Source organism: Paenibacillus maysiensis (genome assembly GCF_000520815.1).
In the GTDB taxonomy this organism is placed as follows: domain Bacteria; phylum Bacillota; class Bacilli; order Paenibacillales; family Paenibacillaceae; genus Paenibacillus; species Paenibacillus maysiensis.
The window spans coordinates 1-13,670 of sequence record NZ_ASRY01000001.1 but is presented as its reverse complement, the minus strand read 5'-3'; the positions used below and the strand labels follow the sequence as shown (position 1 = coordinate 13,670).

The window sequence follows — 13,670 nt, the reverse complement described above, 5'->3', positions numbered from 1 at the left end:
CAGGAGGCGGCAGACTCGAAAGGCATAAGGAAGACGTGGAGGAGGCTGTGCCGGATGTATTCGTATACGACTCGCGTCTGCCGATGCGTCTGGACTCTTACCTGCCGTCCGACCGCATTGCCATTCAGGAAAGACAAGAGATTCTGGTATATACGGGAGGACCGCTTGCAGAGGATATCCCGATTTTTGGGTCCCCGGAGTTGTCCGTACAGTACCAGACACTGGGAGGTCCGACGGATCTGGTGGCCGTCCTCACGACCATATCCGAGAATGGAACGGCCCGGCTGCTCAGCGTGGGCCGTACGGAAATCTGCAGTGAAGGAGCAGAAGCCTCCAATGAATGGAGAACGGCGCGGATCCGGCTGCGTCCTTTGGCGGCCACCCTACCGGCTGGCACGTATGTCCGGCTTGAATTGACAGGCAGCGCCTTCCCGTTGTTCGCCCGGCATCCGAACGGTGTCAGGGGGGAGGCGAACAGCACGGGAACAGGCGGGCTGAAGATTGCCACAACGGCTGTGCGCAGCACGGAACAGGACATATCCTGTTTGAAGCTGCCGTTGAAAAGATGACAAGCGAAGCATAAATTAAAATCAATCAAAGTGAGGTTGAATGTATATGGTGAATATTCCAGGACTGGTTGCCGATAACTTTGAGAATTGTCCCGTCCACAAAATTTCCGTACAGGATACGAACAAGTTCATACTGCTGTGCGACAGGGAGCAGGTGCCTTTCACTTCATTTGTAGAGATCTTCGAGGTGGGAGGCAGAACTCCATCCAATGAACACCGGGAAGCTTATGAATATTTCTATGTACTGAAAGGGGAGGGGGTCGCCAAAGTTGGCAACGAATATGAGACTCCGATCCGCCAAGGCTCATTCATTATTATTCCGCCGGGCAACCATCACGATATTATCAACACGGGCAGCACACGCCTGTATTGTCTGACGACCATGGTACCGGACGAATTGTTCTCGGATATGATCAAAGCAGGTCCTGTCGCAGAGCTGGATGAGGAGGATCTGGCCGTGCTTCAGGCGCTGGCTACCGCGCAATGAGTACAGGGCTGCATTTCATTAATGTACACCTTCCGCATCGGGAAGACTCCCATCTGTATGAACTAAAGGCGGAGGGTGGGAAATGGGTCAGCATTCGGCGACAAGACCGTTTCCTTGATGCGGGGGATAGCGGCGATTCCCGTCTAATTTCCCCGCAGCAGGCTGGATCGGACCTGAAACGGCTGGCGGACACGGATTGCATCGATCTGCGGGGCGGCATTATGCTTCCCGGATTGGTCGACTGTCATATGCATCTGGACAAAGCTTTTTCGCTCGTGCAGGTGCCGAATCGCTCCGGCACGCTTCAGGAAGCCATTCATAATTACAGCCAGGCCGTACAGTACTTCAGCAAGGAGCAGTTGGCGGAACGCATGCTGACGGCCGCCAGAATGGCACTGAGCTACGGGACCACGACCATAAGGAGCCACCTTGACTTCCCTGTTCATTTGGGGAGAGAGGTGGCCTTTCGGACAATTGAGGCAGCCTTGGAGGTACGAGAGAAGCTACAGGGAAGTATGGTGATCCAATATGCGTTGATGGTTCCGTTCCGCAGCAATCATGAAGCTGCGGATGAGGCAGTCGAGGAAGCGCTGCGGATGGGGATTGATGTACTGGGCGGTGCTCCTCATCTGGCAGACGACCCTGAAAGGGAGATTGGCAGGGTTTTCCGGCTGGCGGAACGTTTCGGGGTACCGGTTGATCTGCATGCGGATGAAAGTGACGATCCCGGAAAAAGAACCGTGCTGAGCATAGCAGAGCATACGATTTGTCGCGGGTATCAAGGCAGGGTGACGGCAGATCATCTGTGCTCGCTGTCCGCGATGACAGAAAAGGATGCACAGCATGTGATGGAGAAGATGAAGGAAGCCTGTCTGAACGCAGTAACGCTGCCTGCGGTGAACCTGTATCTTCAGGGACGGGAAGATCGCGGCCTGGTAAGACGGGGCACAACACGAATTCGCGAGCTCCTTGCGGAAGGCATCCCGCTGGCGGCGGCCTCCGACAACATCCAGGACCCGTTCCATCCGTTCGGCCGCGGGGATCTGATACAGATCGCTCAAATCACATCGTATGCTGCCCATATGGGCAGCGAACGGGATTGGGTACAGCTACTGCGGATGATCACGGATATACCTGCTGGTATTACAGGCTGCGAAGGGTACGGAATAGAAGAAGGGTATGCCTGCAACTTTGTTGTAACGGATGCGGCTGATGCGACGCAACTGCTGTCAGGCACAAAAATGAGCCGCTGGGTGTATGCCTGCGACGGCTGGCAGTCCGCTCTGCATACAGATCAGGCATATGCGTAGGCCGTATAAAGTAATGGCATCAAACTGAATTGATTTGTCAGTTATAAAGGGGAGAGAAAGTGGGGGGGGCATAATGGTTGCACCGATTACAGGAACACAGACGATGGTTGTCAGCCCCCATTATTTGGCAAGCGCGGCTGGATCGCGTATTTTGCAGCAGGGCGGCAACGCTTTTGATGCGGCCGTGGCGGTGAGCGCTTGTCTTGCCGTCGTATACCCACATATGACGGGGCTCGGTGGCGATTCCTTCTGGCTGACCTATAGCAGCCAGAAGGGAAAAGTCAGGGCCTATAACGCGAGCGGTCGTTCGGGTAGCCGGGTCACAGCCGCCTGCTTTGCGGGCGAATCTGCCATCCCGCAGCGGGGACCCCGCAGCGTTATTACCGTGCCGGGCATGGTGGACGGCTGGGATGCCGTACTGCGGGAATACGGCTCGAAGACACTGGCAGAGGTGCTAGAGCCCGCGATTCGCTATGCGCTGGAAGGCTTCCCGCTGTCGCCGGACCAGCATGCCAATACGGCCGAGCGCTTCGAGGTGCTGGCGGCTTATCCGCAGACGGCCGCCATCTATCTGCCCGGAGGAAAGGTCCCGGAGCAGGGCAGCTGCTTTGTGCAGTCTGCTCTAGGAAGCAGCCTGCTGCAGATTGCGAACCACGGCCGGGACGAATTTTATTCAGGCAGTGTTGGTCAGGAGATTGTTCGCTCACTTGCGGAGCAGGGCGGTCTGTTGACGCTGGAAGATTTTGCGAGGCACAGAGGTGAATGGGTGGAGCCAATCAAGGGGAGCTATCGTGGTCTTGACCTTTATCAGGTCCCGCCGAACTCACAGGGCTTTACCGGTATCATGGCGCTTCATATTCTCGAACAGTTTGATTTGGGCAGTATAGAGCACGGTTCTTATGAGTACTATCACCTGCTTGTGGAGGCGCTTAAGCTGAGCTTCCGTGACCGAAACCGGTATTTGACAGATCCACAATTTTCCTCCATCCCTCTGGACCGTCTGCTGTCCAAGTCCTACTGCGCGGATCTGGCAGCCTGCATCGATATGAACCGCTCTCTGCCGATGGATACCCAGCCTGTAGGCAATGATACGGCGTACGGAGCGGTGGTAGACGGAGAGGGAAATGCCGTCTCCTTTATCCAAAGCCTGTATTTTGAATTCGGATCGGCTGTGATAGGAGGAGACACCGGCATTCTGCTGCAAAACCGGGGCTCGTTCTTTTCCCTAGATCCTTCGCATGTGAACAGGCTTGAACCGGACAAGAGAACATTTCATACGCTGATGCCGGCGATGGCCTGCCGCAATGGGAAGCCGTATATTTTATATGGCACTCAGGGAGGGGAGGGACAGCCGCAGACGCAGACCGCGCTGCTGACCCGCATGGTCGATTACGGCATGGACCCGCAGACCGCCGTACATGAACCGCGCTGGGTGTGGGGTCGAACATGGGGAGAAGAAACGCAGGAGCTGAGACTGGAAGGCCGGATCGCAGAAGAAGTGCAGCGTCGTTTGAAGCTGGCCGGGCACGCGGTAAAACCGGTTGAGGATTTTGCCGGAGCCATGGGACACGCACATGCCATTTTGATCGATGACAGTGGCTTGCGGATCGGCGGCACGGACCCCCGCTGCGATGGAGCGGCCATCGGCTGGTGATCCAGGAACGGGACATGGCCTTAACAGTACGCATTAGAAACGCCCTGATCGGGAAGAAAACTGTTTTCTTTCCTTGATCAGGGCGTTTCTAGCTGTTTCTATGAAGCCCACGCGAATCGAGTCGTTGATCGTTCGGTGCTTTATAGTCATTAGAGTATAGGATGGAGCTATGCTCATAAGCGTAGACAGTATGCAAACATCTGCATATTGTCTACGTTTTTTAAATAGGTTTAGAGGGTGGAGAAGGATATGTCAGGATTTAGGACAAGCTCCAGGAATAGAGATAATACAATTTATGACAAATGATGGGCTCTCTTTTGGATTGCTCTGGCAGAATTATTTGTTTTAAGCCTTCGGTTTAGTGCTTCAGCAGTTCTTCCCCAATTGGAAAAAGAATGGGGATGGATGCTGTTACAGGCTCTTGGATGACCGCATCTGTACAGATTGGATTTATTATCGGAGCAGTGATCATATCCTTGTCGGGTATTGCGGATCGCTTCGATCCCAATCGCATCTTTGCAATTGCTTCTGTATTTGGGGGGGGGAAATTATGACCTGGATACTTCCCAAGGCTTCTAATTCGTCCGAGAAACCGACTGCTGTTTCCATGAACTCACTCAAACAAATATTGCAAAATCGCCCCATCATGTTAGCCAACTACGGATATTTCGGTCACATGTGGGAATTATACGCGATGTGGACGTGGCTTCCCTACTTTTTAACCATTGAGGTTTCGGGAGCTATCTGTTCTGTAGTTGGAGGATTGATAAGGGGAGGGTAACGCTATGGAAGAGGCTCAACTAGCTGGATTCTATAACAATAAATTGTTCCTTCAATATGCCCGTATAGGGAAGTGTTTATCCAGCGAAAGAAGACTGGAGATTTTGCATATACTATCCAATGAACCACGATCCGCTGAAAATATTGTTCATGCAACAAATAGGGGTGTGGCGAGCATCTCTCGTCATTTGCAAGTGTTGTTGGATGCCAATCTGTTACAGACCTTTTATTCCCTATGTGGAAAGTATGTGAACAGCAATTATTCTATATTATCCAAATTAAGGAATACATTTCAAGTATTGAAATAATCTACATTCTATTAGCAAGGAAGATGTATTGAAATGGATGAAAGAAAGGGCGATCTTAGTGATCGATGTGCGTGACATAAAACAGATTAAAGATGAGCTGGAAAGACAATATGAAGGTGTTCAAAGTATTATGAAACACGACCTATTGGCAAAAATGAAGCAGGATAAAATGATTCTCTTAGATATTCGACCTGCTGAGGAGTACGAAACGTCTCATATCCCAGGTGCCATCTCTGTACCTTTAGAGCATTTGGAGGAATACCTAAAAACAATAAATAAAGCCGATGTAGAGCTTGCTGCATACTGTCGTGGCCCTTACTGTTCTCTTACATCTCAAGCTGTTGATTATATTCAAAAACAGGGATTCACAGCTTATCGAGTAAAAGAAGGAGCCCCAGAGTGGAATGCTTGCGATGGAGAATAGGGAACTTACTTCATTAATGGATGTTAGTAAAAATACAGTATTAACAATACTGTCAGATTGTCGAGAACCCAAGGTCTTTAGGAGACCTTGGGTTTTTTTGGGTTCTAGCGTATCAAGAATCGGGAAAACGAGGGGATTATCCCCCCGTTTTTCCAGGCGATCCAGGTGGATCGCCATCTTTGTGCGACGGGCAGTCGCAACTTTAGCGCAGAGCGCCAAGAATAATAAATACAAGCAGTGGTAACATTACTTCGGTAAACGAGCCAAGAGCTTGGAACGTTTTTTTTTCGAAGTTTGCAAGTCCTTCCTCAGGAGATGCGGAACATCGAGAGACCCGCGGGCCAATGAGCAGACCCAAATGCGAAAGTGTGAAGTACCCAGCGGCAGGAAAAGTCGGTGACTGTACGAAGATAACGGGAAGCCTACGAAAAAATCAGGAGTGAAATAAGCAATTCGACGACGAATGAAGGAAACTCACTCCTGAAGATGGGGAACTAACGGAGGAAAGCCATGTGCGGGAAATCCGCATGCACGGTTTGACGGGGAGTCCGGGGAAGTAATCCCCCGTCTTACCCTGCATTTTAAAAAAACGTGAAAAAATCGAATCCGTTTTGTCTTCCAAAGTCGCAGTAAAAGCCAATAAGGCTTGACGAAGGTGACGATAAAAAAGTATAATCCGATCATTCAACTGGTCAATATAAAATTATTAATAAGACTGGTTTGGTACCAAGGTAAAGGAAGAATAAAAAGAGGCGAAAATCTTCAGTATGGATGTGCCTGTTTGTTACTGCTTTGATTGGACGAGAGAGCGACTTCTTTATGAGGGTGGCCTTGACCAACAACCCACTGAACAAATCAAGGCTCATGCCAGGCAGGTCGCTGTGAATGTGAGGTGGACAGCCCACAAAGGAGGTGCTACTTAGTAAACGTAAACGCTTTGTACAGGATCGCCAAAAAGGTTAATCTTGAGATAAATCACATAAGATAAGGAGAGATGACTATGCGAGATGAAACAAAATGTCTGCATTCAGGTTATACACCTAAAAACACTGAACCACGCGTTTTGCCAATTATACAAAGCACGACGTATGTATATGATTCTACTGATGAGGTTGGTGCGGTGTTTGATAACCCAATGAAAAGTTTATTATATTCGAGATTTGGGAATCCAACCGTTATGGCTGTAGAAGAAAAAATTGCAGATTTGGAGGGAGGGATCGGGGCCCTTTGCACGACATCGGGGCAAGCAGCCATATTGCTTAGCATACTAAATCTTTGTGAATCTGGAGATAGCATCATAAGTGCTGCACAAGTATACGGAGGAACTATTAATCTGTTTTCCTTTACACTCAAAAAACTGGGTATAGAATGTATTTTTGTGGATAGTGAAGCTAGTGAGGAAGAAATACATGCAGCATTTAAACCAAATACGAAAGCCGTGTTTGGAGAAACAATAGCTAATCCTGCATTAAACGTATTGGACATCGAAAAATTCGCAAAAGTGGCGCATGCCCATTTGGTACCTCTAATAATAGATAACACATTTGCTACCCCTATATTGTGCAAACCTTTTGAATTTGGAGCAGATATTATTGTTCATTCTACATCCAAATATATGGATGGTCATGCTGTTCAAATCGGGGGAGTAATTGTAGACGGTGGAAAATTTGATTGGACCAACGGAAAGAATCCTGACTTTGTCTTGCCTGACGAGTCCTATCATGGCATTTCTTATACGGAATCCTATGGTGATAGTGCTTTTATTGTGAAAGCAAGAATGCAGCTCATGCGCGATTATGGTGTCTATCCAGCGGCACATTCAGCTTTTCTGTTAAATTTAGGCTTGGAAACGTTGGCTTTAAGAATGGAGCGATATTGCTCAAACGCACTTAAAGTAGCACGATATTTGCAAGCCTCCGATAAAGTCACGTCAGTAAACTATCCTGGTTTAGAAACTGACAAAAACTATACCTTAACCCAAAAATATCTTAAGGGTGCAAGCGGTGTGATTTCCTTTATTATTAAGGGTGGCAAGAAAAATGCGATTTCATTTATGGACTCCTTGAAATTGGCCTCCAATGAGGTTCATGTCGCTGATATTCGTACTTGTGTTTTACATCCAGCAAGTGCAACTCATCGTCAGCTAAATGATGAACAATTAAAAGCTGCCGGGGTTGATTCGGGAATGGTTCGCATTTCAGTCGGTCTAGAAAATATAGAAGATATAATTGAAGACATTGAACAAGCATTTAATTGCCTATCCTAGCATATTAGAACCAGTACAACTGCGCTCTGGTTAGAAACGGCGTAGTATTTAGAAATAGCTTTATGAGTGATTTTCTTGTATGAATTCAAACGCAGTGTTTTTGATAGTTTCACAATCCTCACACCGTTGAATGCCCTATAAAATACTGGCAATTCATATGGTATAGCCAATGGTAGCCCGCAACATTTCTATTTTTTTGGCTGCTGCACGGAGCGAATTTGTTGACCGATCAGCAGCTTGCGGTTTTTCTGGTGCTGCATGAGGTCGGCCAGCCCCTGAAACAGCAGCCGAGATAAGCGGAGCAGAAGTAGAATGCCAACGGATAGACTGATAAAGGAAGCATCAGCAAGAATCGTCAAAGCTTTTCACCTCCTGCTTGCCATTGTTGTAAAACAGTCAGAGGCAAGCAGAAGGTGAAAAGCTCTTTTGCAGTCCGGGGGAGATATCGTTTACCTTTGTAGCCTTTGTTCCGCCGGATGGCATCTGAGCAGCGTGGCATATTTGCCTGAGAGATAGGCTTGCACTTCTTTCAATACGTCGCCATACAGTTTGGCCCTTTCCAAGGCAGTTTTTGAAACGCTGGACGAATGCTGCATCGGTTCAATCAGGCGATAGCTTGGGCCAGGCTGGCGGTATTTCTTCAGGCACAATCAACTGCAACATTTGGGCAAAACCTTGTTGATACGCAACCGTTTCCTTACCGGATGGCAGGGGTGCCAGCGAGCGGGCATTTAATGCTTGCTGCTCTAAGACATGGACATGTGGAACAGCAGGATGGTAATAGCCTGATCCGATAACGGTTTTACGCTTGTCTTCATCATCTATCAACTTTTTGATACGCTTTTTTGCACTCTCCGATGAAGCTGCATCTCCGTCCGCTGACGTCAAGGAGGAAGTGAAGAAGAATTTGAGTTCGAATAATCTGCGAGGCGTCTGCATAAATTTATTACTGACCGCCCTGCTGACCGTGGATTCATGTAAGCCCTTTCTTTCGGCAATCCTTGGCCGGGCTTTTGTGACCAAAACAGCGTAAATATAAGGTATTGAGCTATAGAGATAAATGTAAGCGCTTTATTTTTAATAATAAGAACATCACTTGGAGTTCAAAATATTAAAAAAAGGATGTGAAAGAATGTGAAGAGGAAGTTAAGTGTGCTGCTTATTTGTTTTATGGTAATGGGTCTACCTTTAACTCCCACCTTTGCTGCGGATCCTGGTTATTATGATGAAACATACCGTAATCAGATTCATTTTTCGCCTGAGGCTAACTGGATGAATGACCCGAATGGAATGGTTTATTATAAGGGTGAATATCATTTGTTCTACCAGTACCATCCGTACGGAACGGCATGGGGACCGATGCATTGGGGTCATGCGGTGAGCAAAGATCTTATCCATTGGAAACATTTACCGATTGCGTTATATCCGGATGAAAACGGTCAGATTTTCTCGGGAAGTGCAGTGATCGATTGGAACAATACAGCAGGGTTCGGAAAAGAAGCGATGGTTGCGATCTTTACTCATTCCGGAGATAACGGCCAGGTTCAAAGCATTGCGTACAGCTTAGATAGAGGCAGAACCTGGACTAAGTATGAAGGAAATCCAGTAATGCCGGATCCCCCAATATCGGATTGGCGAGACCCTAAAGTATTCTGGCATGAAGACTCCAGGCAATGGGTGATGTCTTTGGCCGCAGCGAATAAAGTAATGTTTTATACTTCACCCAATTTGAAACAGTGGACCTATGCAAGTGAATTTGGTGAAGATAATGGAATACAGGCCAACAGTCTGGATACCACTTCATACGCTATGTCCTCACAGGAAGGTGGTTCATTCACCTATGAGGGAGATATTGCCCTTAATAAAAAGAATAGCCGGGAAGGCTCCGGAGGTCTGGTTTTTCGTGCTGACAAGAATGCGAAAAACGGTTATGTCGTCAGCCTGGATGCCCAAAATGATGTCGTTACTTTAAATAAGAATATCGATGGATCAAATACAGAAATTGCAAGCAAGTCTTTAAACCTGGGAACCTCATCAACTTACAACGTGCAGGTGGACGTATATGGTCATGACATTCAGGTGTTTGTAGATGATCAGTCTGTAATTAAAGAAACTGATACTGAATTTGATTATGGTTATTACGGTCTGACCGCCTGGAATTCAACAGCTTCCTTTCGAAATGTAAATTTCAAGAATACCTCTAACTTTGCAACCAACCTATCCAATTGGACGGCTGTAACCGGCCGGTGGGAAGATACCTTGGAGGGAAAAAGCGGTACATCTCCAGATGATGCTTTTATCATAAGTGGTAAGACCGGGGATAACTTTATATATAATGCGATTATTGATTTGTCAGAAGGAGGAGATGAAACAGGATCACTTATTTTCCGAGCGGATGCTGATGCGGAAAATGGATATATGGCGAGTATCGATGCTTTAAACGATAAAGTGAAAATCGTGAAAATGGAAGACGGGAATAGAACGGTTCTGGCCGAAACCACAGTAACGTTGGATACTTATCAAAGCCATGATTTAAAAGTGAGCACATTAGGAACAAATATAAAGATGTATCTGGACGGAAATCTCATTCATGATATCGATGATGCAACCTTCCTGTCCGGCCATTTTGGATTACATCTTTTGCACTCTTCTGCGATATTTCAGGATGTTCAATTGGGTAGAAATATCATGACCGATGAGAAAGAAATCACCAATCATGATTTTGAAACAGGCGATTTAACCGGATGGACTGTGACCCAGGGTGATACTTTTTCGGATGATCATGTATCCAGTGAAGCGACTTATTGGGGTGGAACCTTCGGACATGAGGGGAATTATCACTTGTGGGGATATTCCAAGCTTCACAAGGGAGATGAAGCAACGGGTGAACTGCATTCCTCCTATTTTAAACTAGGCGGTTCCGGTGAAATCAATCTATTATTAGGAGCAGGCGATGATGGCGACAATACCTATGTATCATTGGTCAGAGCAGCCGACGATCAAGAATTGATCCGCCAGGCCAATATAAAATTTAATGAAGAAAAATATTCAAAATACGTATGGGACGCGTCCGAATATATTGGTGAAGTGTTATATATCAAGGCAGTAGACCATGCAAAAGATGGTTACGGTCATATCAACATTGATGATGTTAATGTTTATAATGAAGGGGCCATTTCGGATGAAGTTGACCAGGTTGCAAAAGAGCCGGAGAGAACAGACGCGAAACAAAGCGGACTCCTCACAGATTGGTCCGCTGTTTCTGGCCAGTGGATTCCTTCCACAAACGGCAGCATCGGCGGAGTATGGGAATGTCCTACGTTAGTCGAATTGCCGGTTGATGGCGACCCTTCAAAAAGAAAGTGGGTCCTACAGGTAAGTATAAATGATGGTGCTCCGGCAGGCGGGTCGGGCATGCAGTATTTTGTAGGCAGCTTTGACGGAAAAACGTTTAAAAATGAAAATACTTCCGATAAAGTATTATGGACTGACTATGGAGCTGATTATTATGCTGCTGTGGACTGGAGTGGAGTAGAAGGGGAAAATGGCGAAAAATATTGGATCGGCTGGATGAGCAATTGGCAGTATGCCAATGATACGCCGACCTCAACGTGGAGAGGTTCAACAACACTGCCGCGGAAGATGGAGCTCACTCAAACCGCAAAGGGTCTACGTTTAAAACAAACCCCTATTTCCCTAAAAAGCATTCGTGACAGAGGGGATCGCATTTCGTATACCAATCAAATGATATCAGGTAATAGCCATCTTTTATCTAAATTATCAGAAGATACATTTGAATTGAACGCTGTGTTTGATGTATCGGATACTGAAGCAACAGAATTGGGCTTCAAAATCCGTAAAGGAAGTGAGGAATATACTACTGTCGGTTATGATGTCTACAACGAGCAATTATTCGTTGACCGGACTCATTCAGGAGGTTTCGATTACGGAAGTAATGTAGTTGGCAAGCATGAGGGACCATTACATGCTAAAAACGGCACGGTTAAATTACAGGTTATTGTTGACAGATCAGCTGTAGAGGTGTTCGGCAATCATGGTACGACCGTGATTACCGATCAGATATTCGCGGATTCTGCAAGCAAAGGACTAGAGATCTATAGTAAGGGCGGAAATGTTAAGCTGAAATCTTTGGACCTATATCCTCTAAAGAGTGTATGGAAAGAAAAAAGCTCTTCTTTTAAATCAAACTTATCAGGTTGGACCACCGTTAACGGGAAGTGGGCGGACACCATTCATGGCAAACAGGGACAGAGTAAGGGGGATGCTTTTATAGTATCAAAAGTGACCGGCAGGAATTTTGTGTATGAAGCCAATATAAACGTGCCGGATACAGATTCGCACCCCGGTGATTCCGAAAAAGATTCGATAGACAATTCCATTGGAGCGGGTTCGTTGGTTTTTCGTTCTGACTTAACAGCAAAGAATTCGTATGCAGCAAATGTGGATATAAAAAATAATGTTGTAAAATTCATTAAATTTGTTGATGGGACCGGATATGAAATTGCAACATATAACAATGATGGAAAACTGGATTTACAGCCCAATACAGATTATCATCTCAAAGTAGAAGCGCAAGGCAATATCACTAAGGTTTATTTGAACAATAAATTAGTTATCGACACAAAAGATCAAACCTATAAAGAGGGATACTTTGGTCTCAATGTATGGGATACAACGGCTTTTTTTAATGAAGTTAAAGTGAAACTAAAACATAAAGATGAATGATTAAGGTTGGTTAAATAATGACATTTGTATCTCTATGGATTTAGTTTGTGTCGCCGCACAGCGACACAAACTTTTTTAATTATAGGATCTATTTTCAGAGAAAGAATACTTAATCCTGCATGGTTCATTATACATCGACACAAAGTTCTCAACCAAAGCTATCTACTTGACCGGAGTATCAAAAGACTCATTTTAATAATAGGGGACAAACAAGTATAGCACTTTCACAAAAACTTTTGTCGATGCGAGTTGTAGTTTCAATGGATTGGTTAATTAGGTTATAATTATCTTATGGCCTTTAAGAAAGGAAGTATCCTAGAATATGAATGACATAGAACTTATACAAAGCGGATTAAGATTATTCTTTGTTGAAAATTGTGAAATAATTCACATTATTAACAACTCCAGATCGAATGAAAAAAGATATATAAGCTTTGCAATGGCTGGTGGTCAGCTAAGGATTGTTATTAAAATGTATTCCTCATCCTACGTCGATTCTTTGAGGATTCATTCCTGGCAACGCTTGGCGGACATATACAGGAAAGAAGGGATTGTGACACCACAATTCTTGCCAAGCTTAAGCGGGAAAATTGTAGAAGCGGTTATGATTGAGGACGAAACCTACTATGTATGGGTTGAAGAATACATTCCAAGCAAATATCAATTGGGAAAGAGGATAAAGTTGGAAGAGCAATCTTTGTTCGTATTTAATCGAATTGGACAAATGAAAGGCAAAATGCATCGCTTAGCTTTTGAAAACCAAATCAAATGTGATTGGGCAAGTCCAAGGAGACTTTTCGCCGGCGAATTTTATTGTTAATTCACAGAACAGCATTGTAGGAATCTATGCAGGCTATGGATATGCGCTTTAAAGAATACATGAAAGGCTATACAACAGAGTATCCATTAAGCGAAACAGAATTTAAAGCTATTACCCTCTTATATAATATATCCAGGCCTATAAGGTTTGACAAGATTGCCCTTACTATAAAAAAAATATAATGAAAAGAAGATCGACGAGGTCAATGAACGGTTGCTCTGGATGCGAATGGAATTGAACAAACCAAACATACCTTAATGATGGAGGCATTATGGATTGTCAACAGTAAATCAGACAATTTTTTTA

10 protein-coding genes and 2 pseudogenes are annotated in these 13,670 nt (G+C 45.7%); 10 read left to right on the top strand and 2 right to left on the bottom strand.

Annotated elements, in window-relative coordinates:
* The 7 genes from L696_RS0100070 to L696_RS0100030 form a co-directional block, all read left to right on the top strand.
* Positions 1–569: CocE/NonD family hydrolase C-terminal non-catalytic domain-containing protein (locus L696_RS0100070; protein ID WP_025681827.1), on the top strand; the 569-nt coding region annotated here is incomplete at its 5' end.
* A 46-nt stretch (positions 570–615) separates the two neighbouring features.
* Positions 616–1,056 carry a cupin domain-containing protein gene (locus L696_RS0100065; RefSeq protein ID WP_025681826.1) on the top strand — a complete coding sequence of 147 codons (441 nt, stop codon included), beginning with the start codon at positions 616–618 and terminating at the stop codon, positions 1,054–1,056.
* Positions 1,053–2,366: an amidohydrolase family protein gene (locus L696_RS0100060; RefSeq protein ID WP_025681825.1), complete on the top strand. Its 1,314-nt coding sequence runs from the start codon at positions 1,053–1,055 to the stop codon at positions 2,364–2,366. The genes L696_RS0100065 and L696_RS0100060 overlap by 4 nt, the downstream gene beginning before the upstream one ends.
* 73 nt (positions 2,367–2,439) lie before the next feature.
* Positions 2,440–4,020: a gamma-glutamyltransferase gene (ggt, locus tag L696_RS0100055; RefSeq protein ID WP_025681824.1), complete on the top strand. Its 1,581-nt coding sequence runs from the start codon at positions 2,440–2,442 to the stop codon at positions 4,018–4,020.
* Positions 4,021–4,805: 785 nt separating this feature from the next.
* On the top strand, positions 4,806–5,108 hold the full coding sequence (locus L696_RS31640) for an ArsR family transcriptional regulator (protein ID WP_245233251.1): 303 nt from the start codon (positions 4,806–4,808) through the stop codon (positions 5,106–5,108).
* A gap of 37 nt (positions 5,109–5,145) precedes the next feature.
* Complete coding sequence (locus L696_RS31635) at positions 5,146–5,532, top strand: rhodanese-like domain-containing protein (RefSeq protein ID WP_245233253.1); 387 nt, start codon at positions 5,146–5,148, stop codon at positions 5,530–5,532.
* 1,000 nt (positions 5,533–6,532) lie between these two features.
* Positions 6,533–7,798: an O-acetylhomoserine aminocarboxypropyltransferase/cysteine synthase family protein gene (locus L696_RS0100030; protein WP_025681822.1), complete on the top strand. Its 1,266-nt coding sequence runs from the start codon at positions 6,533–6,535 to the stop codon at positions 7,796–7,798.
* Positions 7,799–7,986: 188 nt separating this feature from the next.
* On the opposite strand, the gene L696_RS30090 is transcribed toward L696_RS0100030, so the two are convergent.
* The gene (locus L696_RS30090) at positions 7,987–8,157 is read right to left on the bottom strand and encodes a hypothetical protein (protein WP_155985270.1); all 171 of its coding nucleotides are present in this window, start codon (positions 8,155–8,157) and stop codon (positions 7,987–7,989) included.
* A 408-nt stretch (positions 8,158–8,565) separates the two neighbouring features.
* Positions 8,566–8,797 (bottom strand): annotated as a pseudogene (locus L696_RS32430) (RNA polymerase factor sigma-54); the annotation flags it as partial.
* A gap of 171 nt (positions 8,798–8,968) precedes the next feature.
* Between L696_RS32430 and L696_RS31630 the strand changes: the two are divergent.
* The 3 genes and pseudogenes from L696_RS31630 to L696_RS0100010 all read left to right on the top strand — a co-directional run.
* Positions 8,969–9,571: pseudogene (locus tag L696_RS31630) on the top strand (glycoside hydrolase family 32 protein); the annotation flags it as partial.
* A 36-nt stretch (positions 9,572–9,607) separates the two neighbouring features.
* A complete protein-coding gene (locus L696_RS31625; protein ID WP_342447924.1) occupies positions 9,608–12,544 on the top strand; it encodes a glycoside hydrolase family 32 protein in 2,937 nt (978 codons plus the stop codon).
* A gap of 322 nt (positions 12,545–12,866) precedes the next feature.
* Positions 12,867–13,364, top strand: a complete 498-nt coding sequence (locus L696_RS0100010) for a hypothetical protein (protein ID WP_025681820.1) — start codon at positions 12,867–12,869, stop codon at positions 13,362–13,364.
* Positions 13,365–13,670 lie beyond the last annotated feature (306 nt).

Coding starts and splice junctions, on each gene's coding strand:
- L696_RS0100065 (WP_025681826.1), top strand. CDS start 616: ATGGTGAATATTCCAGGACTGGTTGCCGATAACTTTGAGAATTGTCCC.
- L696_RS0100060 (WP_025681825.1), top strand. CDS start 1,053: ATGAGTACAGGGCTGCATTTCATTAATGTACACCTTCCGCATCGGGAA.
- ggt (WP_025681824.1), top strand. CDS start 2,440: ATGGTTGCACCGATTACAGGAACACAGACGATGGTTGTCAGCCCCCAT.
- L696_RS31640 (WP_245233251.1), top strand. CDS start 4,806: ATGGAAGAGGCTCAACTAGCTGGATTCTATAACAATAAATTGTTCCTT.
- L696_RS31635 (WP_245233253.1), top strand. CDS start 5,146: ATGAAAGAAAGGGCGATCTTAGTGATCGATGTGCGTGACATAAAACAG.
- L696_RS0100030 (WP_025681822.1), top strand. CDS start 6,533: ATGCGAGATGAAACAAAATGTCTGCATTCAGGTTATACACCTAAAAAC.
- L696_RS31625 (WP_342447924.1), top strand. CDS start 9,608: ATGTCCTCACAGGAAGGTGGTTCATTCACCTATGAGGGAGATATTGCC.
- L696_RS0100010 (WP_025681820.1), top strand. CDS start 12,867: ATGAATGACATAGAACTTATACAAAGCGGATTAAGATTATTCTTTGTT.